Origin of the sequence: Coprococcus sp. AM14-16, from assembly GCF_003434675.1 — a bacterium.
Taxonomy (GTDB): Bacteria; Bacillota; Clostridia; order Lachnospirales; family Lachnospiraceae; genus Coprococcus; species Coprococcus aceti.
This window is the reverse complement of the sequence record NZ_QTLL01000001.1, coordinates 963,668-985,338: the sequence shown is the minus strand read 5'-3', so window position 1 is coordinate 985,338 and position 21,671 is coordinate 963,668. Positions and strand designations below refer to the sequence as shown.

The window sequence follows — 21,671 nt, the reverse complement described above, 5'->3', positions numbered from 1 at the left end:
CTAAAGTCAGAAATGGGCGGCAGGATGACGTAACGGCATCCTAACTATGACATTATATAGCATCAAGGAGAAAATATATAGCAAATTATGTTATAACATTATGGAGGATAAAATGAGTAAAAAATTACTGGCACTTGATATTGACGGAACGCTGACAAATACTCAGAAGGATATTACTCCGGCAACGCTGGAGAAAATAATAGAGGCACAGGAGAAGGGGCATATCGTTGCGATAGCATCGGGACGTCCACTGCCTGGAATAAGGAAGATAGCAGACACCATAGAGCTTGACAGATTTGGCGGATATGTGCTTGCTTTCAACGGCGGAAGGATCGTCGATTACAGTACCGGTGAGGTGGTATATCAGGCTGTGCTTGACAATGATGTGGTGAGGGATATATATGATTACTGTCTGAAAGCGGGCTGCGGAATGGTGACATATGATGGAGACCGAGTTATAACCGGAACTGATATAGACGGATACATGACATTTGAGGCAAGTATCAATCATATGGAGATCATGAGGATAGATAACTTCAGGGAATATATCGATTTCCCTCTCAACAAATGTCTTCTTACCGCAGATCCTGACAAGGCGGAGAAGATAGAGCAGGAGCTAGCAGAAAAGTTCGGTGATCAGCTTAACATATTCCGCTCGGAGCCATATTTTGTGGAGATCATGCCGCCAAATGTTCACAAGGCAACATCCCTTGAGAAGCTTCTTGAGGTCCTTGATATGGACAGAAAGGATCTTGTGGCGTGCGGTGACGGATATAATGACCTCACGATGATAGAGTATGCCGGGGTGGGAGTCGCCATGGCAAATGCACAGGACATAGTGAAGGAACATGCCGATTATATAACATTGTCAAATGACGAGGACGGACTTGTGCCGGTGGTGGACAAGTTTATCCTGGCTGACTGATCAAGTATAAAAATGTGTGAATTATGTGTATCCCGTTGAATTGATGAGATATTTGTAGTAAAATGTATTGCTATATGAGTTAAATTTTGACAGATACATTCGATATTTAGGAGAAAAATATGGGAAATAAAATGAGTGGTCATGATGACGATGATATGAAGCGTGTTAAGGGCAGATATGCCGGAGAGATGCTTTTTGACGATGAAGATGATTACGATGACGATGCCGATGATTATTCAGATGATCATGGCAGAACCGGTATTGCAAAGGATGATTATTCCGACAGCGCATTTGGACCGGGCGCAGACGATGAAGAGGATGCGGCATCAGAAGAGGAAGCTTATACATCGGATGATGAATATTATGAAGATGAATATGCGGAAGAAGAGCAGGATATGAAGGATCAGAAGAGAAAGAAAAAGAACAGAGTATGGGGAATCATACTTGCAATCGAGGTTGTTGCAGCCATAGTCATAGGCGTTCTGTTTGTGAAGTCGTACATCAACAACACATATAACAAGATGCAGTACAAAGAGCTGAAGGACACTCATATAAATGAGGATCTGGATGAAGAAACAGTCAAGAAGATGACAGGATACACCAACATCGCATTGTTTGGTATAGATACCAGAGATGCAGGCATGGTTGACGAAGGAGTGCGTTCAGACAGTATAATCATCTGTAGCATCAACAATGATACACAGGAGGTCAAGCTTCTCTCACTGTACAGAGATACTTACCTTGAGCTCTGTAATGACAGCCAGTCATACGAGAAGGCAGCTCATGCATACGCATACGGCGGAGCACAGGGCGCTGTCAATATGATAAATAAGAACCTTGACCTGAATATAACAGATTACGTTGCGGTCAATTTCACAGCCCTCACAGAAGCCATCGATGCCCTGGGTGGAATTGATATAGAGCTGAAGGAGGAGGAGCTTTATAAGCTCAACCAGTGTATTGACGAGCAGATGGGTGTAAATGGTATTTATTCAGATTATGTATATGACACAGGTGTCGTTCATCTGAACGGTGTGCAGGCTACAGCCTACTCAAGAATCAGAAGTACAGATGAGGGTGATATAACAAGAACATGGAGACAGAGAACAGTTATCTCCAAGATGATAGAGGCGGCAAAGACAGCAGGAATCTCCAAGCTGCTTGATTGTATCAACGTGGTTGTGGATGATGTTGCATCAAGCCTTACAGAGGAAGAGATCATTGATATGGCAAAATCCTGCTTCAACTACAAGCTGTCTACTACAACAGGATTCCCGTTTACCATCGCCAGTCCTACCATGGATGAGGTGAGCTATGTCGTTGCCTGTGATCTCGCAACGAATGTCACAGCACTTCACAGATTCCTGTTCGACGACATGAATTATACACCGTCAGCTACCGTACAGAATATAAGCTACAACATCATCAATGATTCAGGCTGTGAGAATCAGCTTGATCTTGATACATTTACAGTTCAGGATGATGTGGATTCCATTGTATCGACGGAGTCAGATTATTCTGATGGCTATTGATGATATCTGGGATCTGAAAGCAGGATGTCGGGTGACATATAACAGAAATAAGCATAACAGCAAGGCACATATCATATGCACGTGTACACAGTGATATGTGCCTTTCTTTTTTACTTTGAAATGTAAAGGGTATGTGCTATAATGAATCAGGTCGTCAGGCAGATGTCTGCATGGGTTATCATGCTAGGATATGACGATATATAATATGAATAATAAAATATGAACACAAAGGATGGATCGCGATATGAAGATGGACAGAATTCTGCTCAAGATGAGCGGTGAAGCTCTTGCCGGTGATAAGAAACATGGTTTTGACGAGGAGACAGTCAGAGATGTGTCCAATCAGGTAAAGCAGATAGTAGACAAGGGAATACAGGTATGTGTAGTAATAGGAGGAGGAAACTTCTGGAGAGGAAGAACTTCAGACAACATGGACAGAGTTAAGGCGGATTCCATAGGAATGTTGGCAACTGTCATGAACTGTATCTACACAGCGGACAGCTTCAGAAGCTGCGGAATAAAGACACACATCATGACACCATTTGTATGTGGTAATATGACTGAGCTTTTTGACAAGGACAAGGCAATCGCATATATGGAGCAGGGAGATGTCGTATTTTTTGCAGGTGGAATCGGCCATCCATATTTCTCAACAGATATGGCGACAGTGCTTATGGCAATAGAGGTTCAGGCAGATGTCATTCTTTCAGGTAAGGCCATCGATGGAGTATATGACAGTGATCCAAAGACCAATCCGAACGCTAAGAAGTATGACAGCATGAAGATGAGCGATATAGTAGATAACAAGCTCGGAGTAATAGATCTTGCCTCAGCAGTTCTTGCTATGGAGAACAAGATGCCTATGATGCTGTTTGGCCTGAATGATGAGAACAGCATAGTGAAAGCCGTTACAGGCGGTTTCACCGGAACATATGTGAATGCGGAATAAAAGGGAAAATAATAAGAAAAATATATAATCCAGGAGGAATGAATCATGTTAACACAGTACGAAGAGAAGATGCAGAAGTCAGTTGAGAATCTTGAGGCTGAGTATGCTACCATCAGAGCAGGAAGAGCGAACCCTAACATCCTCAACAAGATCAAGGTTGAGTATTATGGAGTTCCAACACCTATGCAGCAGCTTGCAAATATAACTGTTCCAGAGGCCAGAACACTGGTCATCGCACCATGGGAGCCATCACTTGTCAAGGAGATAGAGAAGGCTATCATGAATTCTGATCTTGGAATCACACCTAACAACGATGGAAGAAACATCATCCTCAACTTCCCAGAGCTCACAGAGGACAGAAGAAAAGAGCTCGTCAAGGATATCAAGAAGAAGGGTGAGGGCGCAAAGGTCGCTATAAGAAACATCAGACGTGATGCCAACGATGCCATCAAGAAGATGGAGAAGAACGGAGACATAAGCGAGGATGAGCTCAAGGACAACGAGGACAAGATCCAGAAGCTCACAGATAAGTACGTTGGTCAGATCGACAAGGCTGTTGAGTCAAAATCCAAGGAGATCATGACAGTATAATAATCATGGATATGATGTATCCCTAAAATGGAATGCGGAGAGAATATGAAGAGAGAGATTAACGGAGAATTACTTAATGTGCCGGAGCACGTGGCTGTGATCATGGATGGAAATGGCAGATGGGCAAAGAAGAGATTTCTTCCCAGGAACTATGGACACGCAGAGGGTGCGAAGGCTCTTGAGGCTATATGTGAAAATTGCGATAGGCTTGGAATAAAGTATCTCACAGTGTATGCTTTTTCCACGGAGAACTGGAAGAGGTCTGTTGAGGAAGTCACAGGTATCATGAATCTTTTCAGAAAGTACCTGGTTGACAGTATAGAGAGATCTAACAACGCCAACATGAAGGTTAACCTCATAGGTAAGCGCGAGGGCCTCCCGGAGGATATAGTTCAGAAGATGGATGATCTGGAGAGGGAGACTGCGGGGAATACAGGACTTCAGTTCCATATAGCGATAAACTACGGTGGACGTGATGAGATTGTCAGGGCGGTGAAGAAGATCATGAAGGATGCCGATGCGGGAAAGATCAGTGCGGATGACATTGACGAGAGCCTGTTTGCGGAATATCTCGACACAAAGGGTGTGCCTGATCCTGATCTGCTAATAAGGACAAGCGGTGAGGAGAGAACATCCAACTTCCTCCCATGGCAGCTTGCATATTCTGAGTTTTATTTCACAGATACACTGTGGCCTGATTTTGACATGGATTCTCTGATAGAAGCCGTGAGGTACTACAATAAGAGAGAGAGAAGATTCGGAGATGCAAAATAGTTATCCGGAGGATATTAGTTAATGAAACAGAGAGTGATAAGTGGTGCGGTTCTGGTAGTGATACTGGCCATCACATTATATTTTGGAGGGATAGTAACATGCGGCCTTATGGCTCTGGTATCCCTTGTGGGCAATATGGAGCTGCTCAGAGTATACGGAGTGAACAAGAAGACTCCGGGAATCGTGTGTTACCTGGCGACAGTTCTGTATTATATAGCCATATACCTGGATCGTATGGACATTATTGTTCCTATGATGGTCGTATATTTATTGGTTATGCTTGCTGTGTATGTGCTGACATTCCCAACATACAGCGATAAACAGATCATGGCGGCATTTATGGATTTCTTCTATGTAAGTGTCATGCTGTCATTTGTATATCTCATAAGAAACATGGAGCATGGACTGGTACTTGTCCTGTTGATATTTGTCAGCTCATGGATAAATGATACATGTGCTTACTTCGTGGGAAGAGCCTTCGGAAAGCACAAGATGGCACCTGTGCTCAGCCCTAAGAAGAGCATAGAGGGTCTTATCGGCGGTATCGTTGGAGCAGGTGTATTCGGAGCAGTGTTTGGCATACTGTTTGATAAGTATGTAGACACCATGAACTATGCGCCATTACTTTTTGCAGTTGTCGGCGCTGTCGGTGCACTTCCGGCGGTTATTGGAGATCTGGCAGCATCTGCGATAAAGAGAAATAACGACATCAAGGACTACGGAAAGCTGATTCCGGGTCACGGAGGAATATTGGACAGATTTGACAGCATAATATTTACAGCACCGATAATTTATTATCTGCTTGTATATCTGCTGTAGGATACATGATGGGCAGTGCCCAGTGGGTTCACTGGATACTGCCTATTATATTCGGATAGATGATCCGGTAAATCCGGATACAGGAGGATAACATGAAGAATGTAGCGATAATTGGCTCTACAGGTTCAATTGGAACACAGACCCTTGAGATAGTTAGGGTTCAGGAAGATCTGAATATAGTGGCGCTTGCCGCCGGAAGTAATATAGAGCTCCTGGAAAAACAGGCGAGGGAGTTTTCGCCTGAGGTTGTGGGAATATGGAGCGAAGAGAATGCTGCGAGACTCAGAGAGTGCCTTGCGGACACTGACATAAGAGTTGTTGCGGGCATGGACGGATTGATAGAGATAGCAGAGCTTTCATCATCAGACATCCTTGTCACGGCAATAGTTGGCATGATCGGAATAAGACCGACTATAGCAGCCATAAATGCGGGAAAGGACATAGCACTTGCCAATAAAGAGACTCTGGTGACAGCGGGACATATCATCATGCCGCTGGCGGCGGAGAAGAATGTAGCGATACTGCCTGTTGACAGCGAACATTCCGCTATATTCCAGTCCCTTCAGGGAAATGTGCACGGCGATGTGGAGAAGATATTGCTCACAGCGTCAGGTGGGCCTTTCAGGGGAAAGGATACCGCATTTCTTGAGAATGTTCAGGTGGAGGATGCGCTCAAGCATCCAAACTGGAGTATGGGAAGAAAGATAACAATAGATTCAGCAACCATGGTCAACAAGGGACTTGAGGTTATAGAGGCAAAGTGGCTCTTTGATGTGAAGCCGGAGAATATCCAGGTGGTAGTCCAGCCACAGAGCATAATCCACTCGATGGTTGAGTACAGGGATGGCGCAGTCATAGCACAGCTTGGAACTCCGGACATGAAGCTTCCGATACAGTACGCTTTGTGTTATCCGGAGAGAAGATACATGGCCGGTGACAGACTGGACTTCTGGACTATGAACTCGATTCTTCTTGAGAAGCCGGACATGGATACATTTAAGGGATTAAAGTATGCGTATTCTGCCATAGCAGATGGCGGTTCAATGCCGACTGTATTCAATGCGGCAAATGAGTGCGCAGTGGCAAAATTCCTTGACAGGAAGATACGCTTCCTCGATATATACAGGATAATAGAGGAGTGTATGGCGAGTCATACAGTTATAGAAAACCCTGACGTGTCACAGATACTTGACACTGAGCGCTGGGTATATGATTTTGTAGAAAGCAGGTGGTAGATTGAACATAATTCTCATAATTCTAGTATTTGGTGTGATAATATTTTTTCATGAGCTTGGACATTTTATTGTCGCAAAGATCAATCATATATCGGTAATTGAGTTTTCCATGGGACTTGGCCCAAAGCTCTTCTCGTTTACCAAGAAGGATACACAGTATTCACTGAGACTCATACCTCTGGGCGGTTATTGTATGTTGCTAAGCGAAGGCGAGGAAGGTCATGAGGATGACGAGAACGCATTTGAGAAGAAGTCCATATGGGTGCGTATGGCGGAGGTCCTTGCCGGTCCGTTCATGAACATAGTTATAGCATTTATCTTTTCAGCGGTCATAATCCACTTCTGTGGTACAGATCCTGCGACTATCGGCAGGGTGTACGACAGCGGGATGGCGAAGGAAAGCGAGTATGCGGATGTTGTCAAGGAGTTCAATGGAGTTTATCCTGCGGAGCAGGCCGGGATAGAGGATGGAGATACCGTCCTTGAGATCGGCGGAAGCAAGATCAAGAACTTCAGGGAGCTTCAGATATATCTTGAGATATACGGGGACGGTTCTCCTATAGACCTCAAGATGCAGAAGAAGGATGGCACGGTGTACGATACGACTGTATATCCGGTGGAGACAAGTGCAGGTTATAAGGTGGGAATCGTAAGCTGCGGTTATGTCTTGCCACAGAATTTTGGCGAGCTGATGAAGTATTCTGCCTATGAGGTCAGATACTGGGTCAAGGCCACGTTCCTGAGCCTTAAGCTCATAGTCACCAGACAGGTCAGCTCAGATGAGGTGTCCGGCCCTGTGGGTGTGGCAAAGTCCATGAACGATACGTTCAATGAGGCTGCAAAGGTCGATGTCCTTACGGTTCTCCTCAACTGGATGAACTATATAGTGCTTCTCTCGGCCAACCTTGGAATCATGAATATGCTTCCGATACCGGGACTTGACGGAGGACGTTTCCTGTTCCTGCTGATCGAGCTTATAACCAGGCGGAAGGTTCCGAAGGACAAGGAAAACATAGTCACATTTGTGGGATTTGTGCTGGTCATGATCCTCATGGTCGTAATATTGTTCAATGATATAAAGAATGTATTTTTCAGTTAAAGACAATTAAAGAAGGAGGAAAGGCGCCAGTGCTTATGTACTGGCGCTGTGAGTATATATGAAGACAAGAGAGATCCACATAGGTGACAGGGTTATAGGCGGAGGCAATCCGATACTTATACAGTCCATGACCAACACAAAGACGAGCGATGTGGAGGCTACGGTTGCACAGATACTCCAGCTTGAGAAGGCCGGATGTGACATAATCAGATGTACGATAAACGATGAGGCTGCAGCAGATGCAATCCCGGCTATAAAGAAACAGATCCACATTCCGCTTGTGGGCGACATACATTTTGACTATAGGCTTGCCATAAAGGCCATAGAAAATGGTGTGGACAAAATCAGGATAAATCCGGGAAATATCGGAGGACAGGAGAAGCTGGCAAAGGTAGTCGAGGCTGCCAGAAAGAGAAATATTCCTATAAGGGTCGGTGTAAACAGTGGTTCTCTGGAGAAGAATCTCGTGGAGAAGTACGGCGGAGTGACCGCAGAGGGAATAGTTGAGAGCGCTCTTGACAAGGTGCGCATGATCGAGGAGCTTGACTATCACAACATAGTCATAAGCATCAAGTCGTCTGATGTTATGATGTGCGTGAGAGCCCATGAGCTCATCGCGGACAAGACAGATTACCCTCTGCATGTGGGAATCACGGAGTCAGGAACCGTCACAAGAGGAAATATCAAATCATCGGTGGGACTTGGAATCATACTCCATGAGGGAATAGGCGATACGATAAGAGTGTCCCTGACAGGAGATCCGGTGGATGAGATCCTGTCAGCAAAGCTTATTCTCAAGGCTCTTGGACTCAGAAAGGGCGGAGTAGAGCTTGTGTCATGTCCGACCTGTGGACGTACTGAGATCGACCTTATCGGACTTGCAAACAAGGTGGAAAAGCTTGTGTCAGACTATGACCATCTCAATATTAAAGTCGCAGTTATGGGTTGTGTGGTGAACGGCCCGGGAGAGGCTAAGGAAGCCGACCTTGGAATTGCAGGAGGCAAGGGCTGCGGACTGCTCATCAAGAAGGGTGAGATAGTTGGCAGACTCAGTGAGGATGAATTTATACCAGCGTTGAAGCGCGAGTTAGATAATTGGAGTGAATAGGATTGAACAACGAAGATCGTATTTTGGAACAAGAGAATATAGATCAGATGTATGCCGATGAGATGCAGACTCAGATGGATTATGAAGCCCAGATGGCTGAACAGGAGATGTATGAGAGCCAGATGTATGCTGATATGCAGCAGGAGAGCGCATCGTACACCCAGGCGGATGTTCACGACTCGGGCTGGCATATCGCAGATGATATGGAGGAAGATGCCGAGGACGAAGACGTGGTCAGTGATGGCACTGGTGGCGATATGGTCGAGGGGTGCGAGGCTGATGCTGATACACCGGAAGGCTCAGTGAGTGGAAATGAGAGTAATGATGGCTCTGCAACGGCGGTTTCAGATGCCGGAAATGAGCAGGCGGAGCTCTTCATGACGGTGTTCCCCGGAGTGGAGATGACTAAGGAGCTTGCAGGTCTGTTCACCGAGGTGTATGTGACAAAAGTCACGATATATGACAGTAAAAATATCCTGCAGGTTGACATAAGATCGAGACATATAATAAGCAGACCGAATATAGAAAAGGCGGAGGAGTGTATCCGTAAGTTTGTATTTGGCAATAAAAGGTATACGGTCCAGATACGGGAGCACTATACACTTTCTACACAGTACAATCTCGAAGCAATAGTCAAAGCATATCAGGACAGCATACTCTACGATATAAGATCATTCAGCAATGTGGGCTACAGGCTTATATCCAGATCGATAGGAGAACTGTACTGTGACGGAGACGCGATAACCATAGCTATAGAGGACAGTAAGATAGCGCATATACACGCTGAGAAAATAAAGGCGTATATGGAGGAGATGTTCCAGGAGAGATTTGACCTGAATGTCAATGTTGCATTTGAGTACAGTGAGGCGGACAAGGAGAAGTTGAGGAGAGCCAGTGCACTTGTTGAGCAGCAGAAGATAGATGCCATATTGAACAACCTCAGGGATCATGGCGACATCATCGTGGACGGAAAGGCCGTGGACAAGGATAAGCTCGGAGTGTCGAAGAAGGAAGATAAGAATAAGAAGAGCGAGGGACACAAGCCTGATGAGAATAAGGCTGCTCCTGCATCCTCCGGCGGCGATTCAGGCCAGAAAAATGGCGGTGAAAAGGAGAAGTTCGGAAGAAGGCGAAGATATTCAGATGATCCAGAGGTGTTCATAGGAAGAGATGTGGAGGGCAAGCTGCTTGAGATATCCAGCATCAACGATGGTATCGGAGAGGTCGTCATCCACGGACAGATCATGAGCACTGAGGAGAGAGAGCTCCGAAATGGCAAGATCATACTGACGGGATATATAACAGATTTCACAGACACCATAGGCTTCAAGATGTTCTGCAGTCCTGAGGATATGGAGGTCTACCGCGAGGAGATACAGAAGGGTAAGTTCTATAGGATGAAGGGCCTTGCCGAGTTCGACTCGTATGCCAAGGAGGTTATGATATGCCGAGTGCTCGGTATGAAGCACATTCAGGACTTCCGTGTACCTCGTATGGATACATATCCTGAGAAGCGTGTCGAGCTTCACATGCATACCAAGATGAGCGAGATGGACAGTGTGGTCGATATAGAGACCATCGTGAAGCGTGCCAGCGACTGGGGACACCCTGCCATAGCGATCACGGATCACGGTGTTGTTCAGGCTTTCCCTATAGCAAACCATACAAAGGGACTCAGAAAAGATTTCAAGATCATATATGGTGTCGAGGGTTACTTTGTCGATGACCTGAAGGATCTGGTCAAGAACTCAAGGAATCAGAGCCTTGATTCGGAATACGTGGTATTTGATATAGAGACAACGGGACTTTCCAAGAAGCACAACAAGATCATAGAGATCGGTGCGGTCAAGGTGAAGGACGGAGAGGTCGTAGATACATTCTCGGAGTTTATAAATCCGGGTGTGCCTATCCCATACCAGATAGAACAGCTCACATCCATCAATGATGATATGGTAAAGGATGCGCCGATGTTCGATGTGATCGTTCCGAGATTTGTGGAGTTCTGCGGTGACGATATCGTGGTTGCCCACAATGCGTCATTTGATACGGGATTTGTGAGAATGAATGCGGAGGAGCTTGGACTTAAGTTCGACAACACGGTTCTGGATACCATGACGCTCAGCCATATACTGCTGCCGGAGCTTGGAAAATTCACTCTGGACAGAGTGTGTAAGGAACTCAAGGTCGTGAATGCGCATCACCACAGAGCCATAGACGATGCGGAGGCCACGGCGAAAGTATTCTTCAAGCTGCTCGACATGCTGAAGGAGAGAGATGTTAAGACCATGGATGATCTAAATGTCCTTGGAAGCACCTCACCTGATGCGATCAAAAAGGATAAGACATATCACGGAATTATCCTGGCAAAGAACGAGATAGGAAGAGTTAATCTGTACAGGCTCATATCTGAGTCTCATCTGACATATTTTGCGCGAAGGCCGCGTATGCCGATGAGTCTCATCAACAAATACAGAGAGGGTCTGATAATAGGCTCTGCCTGTGAGGCGGGAGAGCTGTTCCGTGCCATAGTTGATGATGCGTCGGATGAGGAGATAGTGAGACTGGTCAACTGGTTTGACTACCTTGAGATACAGCCGCTTGGCAACAATGAATTCATGACGAGGGATACAAGGAATCCAAAGACCATGGACGATCTGATCGGATACAACAAGAGGATCGTGGAGCTCGGAGAGATGTTTAACAAGCCAGTGGTCGCAACCTGTGATGTGCATTTCCTTGATCCTGAGGATTATATATACAGGGCGATCATCATGAAGAGCAAGGGTTTTGACGATGCTGATATGCAGCCACCGCTGTATTTCCGTACCACGGAGGAGATGCTGGCAGAGTTCCAGTATCTTGGAAGTGACAAGGCCAAGGAGGTCGTCATCACAAACACGAATATGATAGCGGACATGATAGAGAGGATAGAGCCGGTCAGACCGGACAAGGCGCCTCCTATCATCGAGAATTCGGATCAGACACTTACGGATATATGTTATACCAAGGCACATGAGATATATGGCCCAGACCTGCCACCTCAGGTTCAGGAGAGACTGGACAGGGAGCTGCACTCCATCATTTCAAATGGATTTGCGGTTATGTACATCATCGCACAGAAGCTTGTGTGGGATTCCAATGACCACGGATATCTGGTTGGTTCCCGAGGTTCGGTTGGATCTTCATTTGTCGCAACAATGGCCGGTATCACGGAGGTAAATCCGCTGTCGGCTCACTATATCTGTCCGAAATGCCACTTTGTGGATTTTGATTCAGAGCTTGTAAAGTCGTATTCGGGAATGAGCGGATGTGATATGCCGGACAGAGACTGTCCGAATTGTGGAACACCGCTTATAAAGGAAGGACACGATATACCATTCGAGACATTCCTTGGATTCAACGGAGACAAGGAGCCTGATATCGATTTGAACTTCTCGGGTGAGTATCAGTCGAAGGCACATGCATACACCGAGGTACTCTTCGGCAAGGGCAAGGCATTCAAGGCGGGAACCGTAGGTGGTGTTGCGGAAAAGACAGCATTTGGATATGTGTATAATTACTTCAAGGATCACTCCAAGGAGGATCTCATGGCGGAGGCCAAGGCGTCCGGAATGGATGAGAAGGCCGCGAAGAAGTACGCTGAGGAGAATGCAACGGTCACAAAGAGAAGATGCGAGATGGAGCGTCTGGCTCTGGGATGTACCGGTGTCAGAAGAACCACGGGTCAGCATCCGGGTGGTATGATAGTTCTTCCGAGACATGAGGAGATATATTCATTTACACCTATACAGCACCCGGCAAATGATGTGACATCGGATATCATAACGTCACATTTTGAGTACCATTCAATCGATCATAACCTGCTGAAGCTCGATATTCTTGGACACGATGATCCGACCATGATCAGGCGACTTGAGGATCTGACGGGACTTGATGCCACGAAGATAAGACTTGACGACAAGGATGTCATGGAATTGTTTCACAGCACAAAGTCGCTGGGGATCACACCGGAGGATATCAATGGGATACCTCTTGGAAGCCTGGGGGTGCCGGAGTTCGGAACGGACTTTGCTATGCAGATGCTTATAGATGCCAAGCCGACATGTTTCTCAGATCTTGTGCGAATAGCGGGTCTGGCGCATGGAACCGATGTATGGCTGGGCAACGCGCAGGAGCTCATCAAGTCGGGCAAGTGTACCATATCGACAGCCATTTGTTGTCGTGACGATATTATGGTTTATCTGATACACATGGGACTTGATGCCGGACTTGCATTCAACATCATGGAGAAGGTTCGTAAGGGAATAGTGGCCAAGGGCAAATGTGACAAATGGGATGACTGGAAGGCGGAGATGGCTGCCCACGGAGTACCGGACTGGTACGTATGGTCATGTCAGAAGATCAAGTACATGTTCCCGAAGGCCCATGCGGCGGCCTATGTCATGATGGCGTGGAGAATTGCCTGGTTCAAGGTCAATTATCCGCTTGAATACTATACAGCATTCTTCAGTATCAGAGCTGATGACTTCAGCTATGAGATGATGTGCTTTGGCAAGGAGAGAGTTCTCTTCCATATCAATGAGATAAGCAAGGTGGACAAGAACAAGAGATCAGCCAAGGACGAGGGCAAGCTCAAGGATCTGAAGATAGTTCTCGAGATGTACGCAAGAGGCTACGACTTTGTTCCAATAGATATATACAAGGCAAAGGCTGACAGGTTCCAGATAATAGACGGCAAGATCATGCCATCCTTCGCATCCATAGAAGGAATGGGAGAGAAGGCTGCACAGCAGCTCTACGATGCCGCCCAGAAGGGGCCGTTCCTCTCCAAGGAGGAGATCAATGAGCGTGCAAAGATCGGCAAGGGAACCATCGAGAAGATGAGTGAGCTGGGCATCCTGGACGGAATGCCGGAGACAAATCAGCTTTCGCTGTTTGACTTTATGTAGGCTGGCGGAACAAATTAAGTCAATAATCTGAAAAAAGTTTGCAATTTTATAAAAAAAGTGCTTGCATTCTGCTTTCGTTTCTGTTATATTAAACAGGTCGCAAGCGAAGCGGCAGGATACAAGCACTTATGGTTCGTTGGTCAAGCGGCTAAGACGTCGCCCTCTCACGGCGAAAACAGGGGTTCGATTCCCCTACGAACTGCTAAGAATCGAAAGATTCAATAATTAGATAACAAGACCTATGGTTCGTTGGTCAAGCGGCTAAGACGTCGCCCTCTCACGGCGAAAACAGGGGTTCGATTCCCCTACGAACTGCTAAAAGCTGAAATCATTATGATTTCAGTTTTTTTGTGTTTTCATGCCATAGTGTGTGAAGCGGTGCTACACATTCTCCGCAATCTTCGTAACTCCCACATATATCTGTGAAATTTTATACCACGTTTTATAGTCGGTGACTCCGGTAACCGGAAGATTGAATATCTGCTGGAACTTTCTCACAGCATCAGCGGTTTCCTGACCATATATGCCGTCGACGGTTACGGTACCGATGGCGGGATAGTTGAGTGCGATCCTGGCGAGCTGCCTCTGGAGCTGGGAGACCTTGTCGCCGCTTGAGCCGATGGTCAGCTCGTAGCCCGGATATGATGAAGGTATACCGGATATGGTCTCCGAGGTGTTGATGTATATTGTATCTCCGTAATAGTATCTGAGAATCTGGATGGCGGTGAGACCGTCGTCTGCCAGGGATTTTGACCCCCACTGGGTCATCCAGCCCGGACAGGATACACGTTTGCCATCGCAGTATTGGGTGAATAGTGGCTGTGTAACGTTGGGCTTTGAGAGATAGTTGGCGAACATCTCATCGACGATCTGGGAGACATTTTCAAATATGGTTGCATTGTAGACCCACTTTTGGTCGAACGCGGTATTGCTCGTGATAGTAAAGTCGTATCCTTTTCCCCTGTACCACTCGGTATAGACCCTATTAAGGGTAAATGACTGTATCGCCAGTACATTTGCACGGATGGCTGCATCAGGCCAGGTGGAATATATCTCGTTGCAGGCAACATTCTTTATGTAATCCTTATATGGAACATAGTAGTCCCTGGCGGTGGAGTCCGCCGGGGCGCCGTCATGGACAACTATGGTCTCAGGTACAACGACGCGGCTCAACACTATGCCGCCTGATGGATTCACCGGCTTTATCATGTCCTCGGCGATCTTGGGTGGATACTGCTTCCAGAGGGTGTGGGCGTCGAGAACGGTAGGGTTCGTATCGCTTCCATCGGATGGTGTCAGCTCTATGTTCTGGATCCCGTTCTCACCGGAGAATATCTGGACCCCGGAGATGAAGCGTTCATTGTACCCTGGCGCGTTCACAAGGACGTTGTATTCCGCGTATGGCTGGTTGTCGCCAGGCTCCAGACTGTAGGCGACATCGGGGGCGGGAAGCTCTTCATCGATGACGATACCATTTTTATCGGTGACAAATTCCTCTGAGGTGGAATCGGGAATTCCCGTAGGGCTTATGTATACGGAAGCACCCTCGATGGGAAAGAAATTGTTGTTCGTTATCTGAATTTTTAGTGAACCAACGTTATTTGTAATTGCCATTTCTTAATTCCTCATTTATAATTTGCTGTGAAAGTTTTTTAAGCAGCTTTCACAGTAAGTATATGACTAGATTTATAGAATATTCGGAGGAGATAAGATATGGCATACTTTCCAATGTACATCGATCTTGAGGGCAAGAAAGTAATAGTTGTAGGTGGAGGCAAGGCAGCACTTAGAAAGATCAATTCGCTGCTGTATTTTGGAGCGAAGATAGCTGTCATTGCGCCGAAGGTGTGCGATGATATAAAAGCGATAAAGGGAATAAATGTACATGAGAGCAACGTGGCACTTGACATACTGCAGAATGCAGACATTGTTGTGGCGGCAACCAGGCGACCGGAGATCAATGCCAAGATAGGTACATATTGTAATGACAGGGGCATCATGGTAAATGTGGCTGATAACAAGGAGCTCAGCAGCTTCCTGTTTCCAGGCGTTATCGTCCGCGGAGATCTTGTGGTGGGAGTCACAACAGGCGGCAACAGCCAGGCGGTATCCAAGCAGATCAGGAATATGATAGACAGGATGCTTCCAGAGGAGTACGAGGCGCTCACAAGAAAGATGGGAGCGTACACAGAGCTTGCAAATGTCAACATCAAGAGCACGGCACTTAGGGAGGAAGCACTGGATGAACTCGTCAAGGTTGCACTGTCCAACAAATGCGTTCTTGACGACAAGAAGGCGAACAAGGTGCTTGACAAATATTACCGTGAGGACGCAGCCAGAAGAAACGCATAAATATTTGTTAATATTTGTACTTGAATTATTTGATAATTATGATACAATAAGTGAGATTGTTATAGATTGCAGCATGAGAGTGGGCCTTGGCCCACTCTCAATTGTTGTGGGGATAATATTTTACAGAAAGGTGGTCGTATTTACGAAGAGAGCGGATATTGAAGCAAAGACGGAGGCACTTGTGATGCCGATCATTGAGGCGAACAATCTGGAGCTTGTTGATGTGGAGTACGTCAAGGAAGGCAGTGATTATTACCTCAGAGTGTATGCAGACAAGGAAGGTGGCATCACGATCGGTGATTGCGAGATAGTGAACAGAGCACTTGGAGACCTGCTTGACCAGGATGATTATATAGGAGATGCCTATATACTGGAGGTCAGCTCACCGGGGCTTACGAGACCACTGAAGAAAGAGAAGGATTTCAAGAGAAGCATAGGTAAGGTCGTGGAGATCAAGACATTTGCCAAGGTAAATGGTGCAAAGGAATTCGAGGGTGTGCTCAAGGCATATGATGAGAATACAGTTACCATTGAGCTTGAGGATGAGACAGAGATAACGATAACGAGAAAAGATATTTCCATGATACGATTAGCATTTATATATTAGGAGGATAAAAAGGTGTCAGAGATCATTGAAGCATTGAACCAGCTGGAGAAGGAGAGAAACATTAGCAAGGATGTTCTGCTTGAGGCTATAGAGAGATCACTCAAGACAGCCTGCAAGAAGGATTTCAATACAGACGAGAACATTACAGTTTCACTGGACAGAGAGACTGGTGAGTGCCATGTATATGCAGCCAAAGAGGTTGTTGAGGAAGTTGAGAATCCTGCATGCCAGATAACACTGGAGCAGGCCAAGATGATAAGCAGCAAGTACGAGATAGGTGATACAGTAAATATAGAGATCACAACTAAGAACTTTGGAAGAATCGCAGCCCAGCGTGCGAGAAATGTCATCGTTCAGGCGATCAACGAGAACGAGAGAGCAGCTATATACGATCACTTCCATATGAAGGAGAAGGATATCGTAACAGGAATCGTTCAGAGACAGGTTGGAGACAGCGTGAATGTGAGCCTTGATGACAAGACAGAGGCACTCTTAAAGCCATCAGAGATGATCGAGGGAGAGAGCTACGAGAGAGGCGACAGAATAAAGCTTTATATCACAGAGGTCAAGAAGACAAACAGAGGACCAAGGATCACTGTATCAAGAACTCATCCAGAGCTCGTCAAGAGACTTTTTGAGAAGGAAGTAACAGAGATCGCAGACGGAACAGTTGAGATCAAGAGCTTCTGCAGAGAGGCAGGATCAAGATCTAAGATCGCAGTATGGTCAAACGATGAGAACGTCGATGCAGTTGGAGCATGCGTAGGAATCAATGGTGACAGAGTAAATGCTGTCGTTGCAGATCTGAACGGTGAAAAGATCGACATCATTCCTTGGAGTGAGAACCCTGCTGAGTTTATTTACAATGCGCTCAGTCCTTCAGATGTTGAGGACGTATCCGTTGATCTTGATGAGAAGACAGCATTTGTCGTAGTACCTGATACACAGCTTTCACTTGCAATCGGTAAGAAGGGTCAGAATGCCCGCCTTGCAGCAAAGCTGACAGGATACAAGATCGATATCAAGAGCCATTCAAAGGCTGAGGAGATGGGTTACTTTGATGAGCAGCCAGAGGATGAGTACGATGAGAACTTTGATTCTTATAACGACGATGAATATTATGATGAAGTAAGCGAAGATAAAGATGCCGATGCTGCTTCATTTGACATAGATGAAACAGTAGACACAAACGACGAAGAGTAATCATTTGCATTGATGTAGTGGCACATGATAGAGAATAGGGAGTGATGAGATGGCAAAGAAGGTACCTCTGAGGCAATGCCTTGGATGCCGTGAGATGATGCCGAAGAGTGAGCTGATAAGGATAGTCCGAAGCAATGACGGGCAGTTCGCAGTTGATGCAACCGGCAAGCTCAACGGAAGAGGCGCTTATATATGCAAGAGATCCGAGTGCCTTAAGAAGGCGGTTGGAAGCAAAGCACTTGAGAAGGCTTTCAAGGTCAGCATACCTGCTGAGGTGTATGAACAATTAGACAAGGAGCTGCGTGACATTGAAGAATAACAAGATCTACTCGTTAATTTCTCTGTGTGCCAGAGCCAGAAGGCTGTGCAGTGGCAATTTCTCAGTAGAGAAAGCAGTTAAGAATCAGAGCGCGTACGTGGTCATTGTGGCGAAGGACGCTTCTGACAATACGAAGAAACTTTTCGACCAGAAATGTAATTATTATGGGATTCCTTATTATGAGTACGGGACAAAGGATGAGCTTGGCAAGTACAGTGGCAATGAGATGAGAACATCCATTGCGATACTTGACGAGGGATTCGGGAATCAGATCATAAAGTACATGAATGTAAATGAAAACATGGAGGTGTAACATTTGGCTAAAATCAGAGTACACGAATTATCAAAACAGTTAAACATTTCAAATAAAGATATCATAGATACCCTTGGCGCAAAGGGAATAGAGATCAAGAGTCATATGTCCAATCTGGACGATTCGATGGTTGGAATAATTAAGGCTAAGTTTGGAGCAAAGACTGCGCCAAAGGCCGAGGCTCCAAAGGCTGAGACCCCAAAGCCTGCAGCACCAAAGCAGGAGGCTCCAAAGGCAGCGCCTAAGACAGAGCAGCCAAAGCCTGAGACAGCAAAGCCTGCTGCAGCGCCAAAGGCGGACGCGCAGAAGCAGAATCCTTCAAGGGATGACAATTCAGCAGCCAGACAGGGTTCTGGCAATCATGTAAGATTTGCCAGGGAGGACAGAAACGGCGGCAAGATGAATAACAACGGTAACAGAGTCAGATTTAACAACGACAGACAGGGCGGTTCAGACAGAGCCAGATTCAGCAACGACAGGAACCAGGGCGACAGAAATCAGGGTGACAGACCAAGATTCGGCAGAGATGGCCAGGGCGACAGAAATCAGAGTGACAGACCAAGAGTAGGCAGAGACGGTCAGGGCGACAGACCAAGGTTTAACAGAGATGGCGACAGAAACCAGGGTGACAGACCAAGAGGAGGCAGAGACGGCCAGAATGACAGACCAAGGTTTAACAGAGATGGTGATAGAAACCAGGGTGACAGACCAAGAGGAGGCAGGGACGGTCAGGGTGACAGACCAAGGTTTAACAGAGACGGAGACAGAAACCAGGGTGGCGGACGCTTCGGCAATGGGGATAGAAACCAGGGCGGAAGAGGCTTTAACAGAGATGGTGGCAACCGTTTCAGCAACCGTATCAATATGCCATTTGGCAAGGATGACGAGGATGACAGCCCAGCTCAGAAGAGAGCACCATTCAAGAGAGAACGCAAGGACTTCGATGCGAAGGAGATGCCGGGTAAGGATTTAAAGAGCCAGAACAGAGATAACTACAACAGAGATAAGAACAAGCCACGTAAGGGCAACAGAAGATCACCTGAGGAGGTCGAGGCTGATATCAGCAGACTTGCGAAGAATGTGAAGAACAAGCCACAGAAGAAGCAGCAGACTGTGCAGGAGGATCCGGATGCAATCAGAACCATCACACTTCCTGAGGTTGTAACACTCAAGGAGCTGGCTGATGCGGTAAAGACTCCTGTAACAGCACTTATCAAGAAGCTGTTCCTCGCAGGTAAGATGGTCAATGTGAACTCAGAGCTTCCATTTGACGAGGCTTCAGAGATCGCACTTGAGTACAACTGTATAGCTGAGGAAGAGGAGAAGGTAGATGTGATCGAGGAACTCCTGAAGGAGGACGAAGAGGACGAGAAGGACATGGTTCCAAGACCTCCAGTAGTCTGCGTTATGGGACACGTTGATCACGGTAAGACATCACTCCTTGATGCGATCAGACAGACAAAGGTTACATCGGGCGAGGCTGGTGGAATCACACAGGCGATCGGTGCATCAGTTGTAGATGTAAATGGCCAGACCATCACATTCCTTGATACTCCTGGACATGAGGCGTTCACAGCAATGCGTATGCGTGGTGCGCAGAGTACAGACATAGCTATCCTTGTTGTAGCTGCCGATGATGGTGTAATGCCACAGACTATCGAGGCTATCAACCATGCAAAGGCTGCTGGGATTGAGATCATAGTAGCGATCAACAAGATCGATAAGGAAAGTGCCAATATAGAGAGAGTTAAGCAGGAGCTTACAGAGTATGAGCTTATCCCAGAGGATTGGGGTGGTTCAACAATATTCTGTCCTGTATCTGCACATACTAAGGAAGGTATTGACAATCTCCTTGAGATGATCCTCCTCACAGCGGATGTGCTTGAACTTAAGGCAAATCCTAACAGAAAGGCAAGAGGTATCGTCATCGAGGCTGAGCTTGACAAGGGACGTGGACCTGTTGCAACAATGCTTGTACAGAAGGGAACACTCCATGTTGGAGATTACATCGCTGTCGGAGCGTCACATGGTAAGGTGCGTGCCATGACCAACTCAAGAGGTGAGAGAGTTACAGAGGCTCTTCCATCAACACCTGTACAGATCCAGGGTCTCAACACAGTTCCTGACGCAGGTGAGATATTCATGGCAGTTGACAATGAGAAGGAAGCCAGAACCATATCAGAGACATACATCTCACAGGGTAAGGAGAAGCTTCTTGCAGATACAAAGCAGAGAATGTCGCTTGACGATCTGTACAGCCAGATCCAGGCCGGCAACCTCAAGGAGCTCAAGATCATCATCAAGGCAGATGTACAGGGTTCGGTTGAGGCCGTTAAGCAGAGCCTTTTAAAGCTCTCAAATGACGAGGTCGTTATCAAGTGCATACATGCAGGTGTAGGTGCTATCAACGAGTCAGATATAATCCTTGCATCAGCATCAAATGCCATCGTAATCGGTTTCAACATCAGACCGGATGCGAGAGCAAAGGATATGGCTGACAGCGAGGGCGTAGATGTTCGTCTGTACAGAGTCATCTACAATGCAATAGAGGATATTGATTCAGCAATGAAGGGTATGCTTGATCCTATATATGAGGAGAAGGTCATCGGACACGCAGAGATCAGACAGACATACAAGGCTTCTGGTATCGGTGTCATTGCCGGTTCATATGTTCTCGACGGAACAATCAACAGAAACTGCAGCGTAAGGATTACCAGAGAGGGCAATCTTATATTTGAAGGAAAGCTTGCTTCACTCAAGAGATTCAAGGATGATGTCAAGGAAGTTAAGTCCGGCTTTGAGTGTGGTATGGTATTCGAGAACTTCCAGGACGTTGCAGAGGAAGATCAGATAGAGGCATACGAGATGGTAGAGGTGCCTAGAAAGTAGTAATAGA

General features: G+C 46.4%; 17 protein-coding genes and 2 tRNA genes. 18 read left to right on the top strand and 1 reads right to left on the bottom strand.

Annotated elements, in window-relative coordinates; all coding sequences use genetic code 11:
* Positions 1 to 112 precede the first annotated feature (112 nt).
* The 12 genes from DW159_RS04400 (at position 113) to DW159_RS04345 (ending at position 14,296) form a co-directional block, all read left to right on the top strand.
* The gene (locus DW159_RS04400) at positions 113 to 925 is read left to right on the top strand and encodes a Cof-type HAD-IIB family hydrolase (protein WP_055224117.1); all 813 of its coding nucleotides are present in this window, start codon (positions 113 to 115) and stop codon (positions 923 to 925) included.
* 119 nt (positions 926 to 1,044) lie between these two features.
* Positions 1,045 to 2,457, top strand: a complete 1,413-nt coding sequence (locus tag DW159_RS04395; protein ID WP_117549064.1) for an LCP family protein — start codon at positions 1,045 to 1,047, stop codon at positions 2,455 to 2,457.
* A 250-nt stretch (positions 2,458 to 2,707) separates the two neighbouring features.
* Positions 2,708 to 3,406, top strand: coding sequence for a UMP kinase (pyrH, locus tag DW159_RS04390; RefSeq protein WP_055145001.1), 699 nt, complete (start codon positions 2,708 to 2,710; stop codon positions 3,404 to 3,406).
* 45 nt (positions 3,407 to 3,451) lie between these two features.
* Complete coding sequence (frr, locus tag DW159_RS04385) at positions 3,452 to 3,997, top strand: ribosome recycling factor (RefSeq protein WP_015534829.1); 546 nt, start codon at positions 3,452 to 3,454, stop codon at positions 3,995 to 3,997.
* A gap of 45 nt (positions 3,998 to 4,042) precedes the next feature.
* Positions 4,043 to 4,771, top strand: a complete 729-nt coding sequence (locus DW159_RS04380) for an isoprenyl transferase (RefSeq protein ID WP_117549063.1) — start codon at positions 4,043 to 4,045, stop codon at positions 4,769 to 4,771.
* A 21-nt stretch (positions 4,772 to 4,792) separates the two neighbouring features.
* Positions 4,793 to 5,590 (top strand): phosphatidate cytidylyltransferase, encoded by a 798-nt coding sequence (locus tag DW159_RS04375; RefSeq protein ID WP_117549062.1) that lies wholly within the window; start codon positions 4,793 to 4,795, stop codon positions 5,588 to 5,590.
* A 92-nt stretch (positions 5,591 to 5,682) separates the two neighbouring features.
* Positions 5,683 to 6,825, top strand: coding sequence for a 1-deoxy-D-xylulose-5-phosphate reductoisomerase (dxr, locus tag DW159_RS04370; protein WP_117549061.1), 1,143 nt, complete (start codon positions 5,683 to 5,685; stop codon positions 6,823 to 6,825).
* 1 nt (position 6,826) lies between these two features.
* Entirely contained in the window at positions 6,827 to 7,924 is a 1,098-nt protein-coding gene (locus tag DW159_RS04365) for a M50 family metallopeptidase (protein WP_117549060.1), read from the top strand.
* A gap of 58 nt (positions 7,925 to 7,982) precedes the next feature.
* A complete protein-coding gene (gene ispG, locus DW159_RS04360) occupies positions 7,983 to 9,032 on the top strand; it encodes a flavodoxin-dependent (E)-4-hydroxy-3-methylbut-2-enyl-diphosphate synthase (RefSeq protein ID WP_117549059.1) in 1,050 nt (349 codons plus the stop codon).
* A 47-nt stretch (positions 9,033 to 9,079) separates the two neighbouring features.
* Positions 9,080 to 13,981: a PolC-type DNA polymerase III gene (locus tag DW159_RS04355; RefSeq protein ID WP_117549058.1), complete on the top strand. Its 4,902-nt coding sequence runs from the start codon at positions 9,080 to 9,082 to the stop codon at positions 13,979 to 13,981.
* Between the two features lie 130 nt (positions 13,982 to 14,111).
* Positions 14,112 to 14,183: transfer RNA gene (locus DW159_RS04350), tRNA-Glu, on the top strand.
* Between the two features lie 41 nt (positions 14,184 to 14,224).
* Positions 14,225 to 14,296, top strand: a tRNA-Glu gene (locus DW159_RS04345).
* 66 nt (positions 14,297 to 14,362) lie between these two features.
* Here the strand turns inward: DW159_RS04345 and DW159_RS04340 are convergent.
* Entirely contained in the window at positions 14,363 to 15,595 is a 1,233-nt protein-coding gene (locus tag DW159_RS04340) for a peptidoglycan-binding domain-containing protein (protein WP_117549057.1), read from the bottom strand.
* 99 nt (positions 15,596 to 15,694) lie between these two features.
* On the opposite strand from DW159_RS04340, the gene DW159_RS04335 reads away from it, so the two are divergent.
* The 6 genes from DW159_RS04335 to infB all read left to right on the top strand — a co-directional run bounded on the left by DW159_RS04335 (position 15,695) and on the right by infB (position 21,664).
* Entirely contained in the window at positions 15,695 to 16,333 is a 639-nt protein-coding gene (locus DW159_RS04335; protein ID WP_015534836.1) for a precorrin-2 dehydrogenase/sirohydrochlorin ferrochelatase family protein, read from the top strand.
* Positions 16,334 to 16,517: 184 nt separating this feature from the next.
* Entirely contained in the window at positions 16,518 to 16,940 is a 423-nt protein-coding gene (rimP, locus tag DW159_RS04330; RefSeq protein WP_055144996.1) for a ribosome maturation factor RimP, read from the top strand.
* Between the two features lie 12 nt (positions 16,941 to 16,952).
* Positions 16,953 to 18,143 carry a transcription termination factor NusA gene (gene nusA, locus DW159_RS04325; protein WP_117549056.1) on the top strand — a complete coding sequence of 397 codons (1,191 nt, stop codon included), beginning with the start codon at positions 16,953 to 16,955 and terminating at the stop codon, positions 18,141 to 18,143.
* A 49-nt stretch (positions 18,144 to 18,192) separates the two neighbouring features.
* Positions 18,193 to 18,462: an RNase P modulator RnpM gene (gene rnpM, locus DW159_RS04320; RefSeq protein ID WP_015534837.1), complete on the top strand. Its 270-nt coding sequence runs from the start codon at positions 18,193 to 18,195 to the stop codon at positions 18,460 to 18,462.
* A complete protein-coding gene (locus tag DW159_RS04315; RefSeq protein WP_082418050.1) occupies positions 18,446 to 18,775 on the top strand; it encodes a L7Ae/L30e/S12e/Gadd45 family ribosomal protein in 330 nt (109 codons plus the stop codon). Before rnpM ends, DW159_RS04315 begins: the two co-directional genes overlap by 17 nt.
* Positions 18,776 to 18,778: 3 nt before the next feature.
* Positions 18,779 to 21,664 carry a translation initiation factor IF-2 gene (gene infB / locus DW159_RS04310; protein WP_117549055.1) on the top strand — a complete coding sequence of 962 codons (2,886 nt, stop codon included), beginning with the start codon at positions 18,779 to 18,781 and terminating at the stop codon, positions 21,662 to 21,664.
* Positions 21,665 to 21,671 lie beyond the last annotated feature (7 nt).

Coding starts and splice junctions, on each gene's coding strand:
- DW159_RS04400 (WP_055224117.1), top strand. CDS start 113: ATGAGTAAAAAATTACTGGCACTTGATATTGACGGAACGCTGACAAAT.
- DW159_RS04395 (WP_117549064.1), top strand. CDS start 1,045: ATGGGAAATAAAATGAGTGGTCATGATGACGATGATATGAAGCGTGTT.
- pyrH (WP_055145001.1), top strand. CDS start 2,708: ATGGACAGAATTCTGCTCAAGATGAGCGGTGAAGCTCTTGCCGGTGAT.
- frr (WP_015534829.1), top strand. CDS start 3,452: ATGTTAACACAGTACGAAGAGAAGATGCAGAAGTCAGTTGAGAATCTT.
- DW159_RS04380 (WP_117549063.1), top strand. CDS start 4,043: ATGAAGAGAGAGATTAACGGAGAATTACTTAATGTGCCGGAGCACGTG.
- DW159_RS04375 (WP_117549062.1), top strand. CDS start 4,793: ATGAAACAGAGAGTGATAAGTGGTGCGGTTCTGGTAGTGATACTGGCC.
- dxr (WP_117549061.1), top strand. CDS start 5,683: ATGAAGAATGTAGCGATAATTGGCTCTACAGGTTCAATTGGAACACAG.
- ispG (WP_117549059.1), top strand. CDS start 7,983: ATGAAGACAAGAGAGATCCACATAGGTGACAGGGTTATAGGCGGAGGC.
- DW159_RS04355 (WP_117549058.1), top strand. CDS start 9,080: ATGTATGCCGATGAGATGCAGACTCAGATGGATTATGAAGCCCAGATG.
- DW159_RS04340 (WP_117549057.1), bottom strand. CDS start 15,595: ATGGCAATTACAAATAACGTTGGTTCACTAAAAATTCAGATAACGAAC.
- DW159_RS04335 (WP_015534836.1), top strand. CDS start 15,695: ATGGCATACTTTCCAATGTACATCGATCTTGAGGGCAAGAAAGTAATA.
- rimP (WP_055144996.1), top strand. CDS start 16,518: ATGCCGATCATTGAGGCGAACAATCTGGAGCTTGTTGATGTGGAGTAC.
- rnpM (WP_015534837.1), top strand. CDS start 18,193: ATGGCAAAGAAGGTACCTCTGAGGCAATGCCTTGGATGCCGTGAGATG.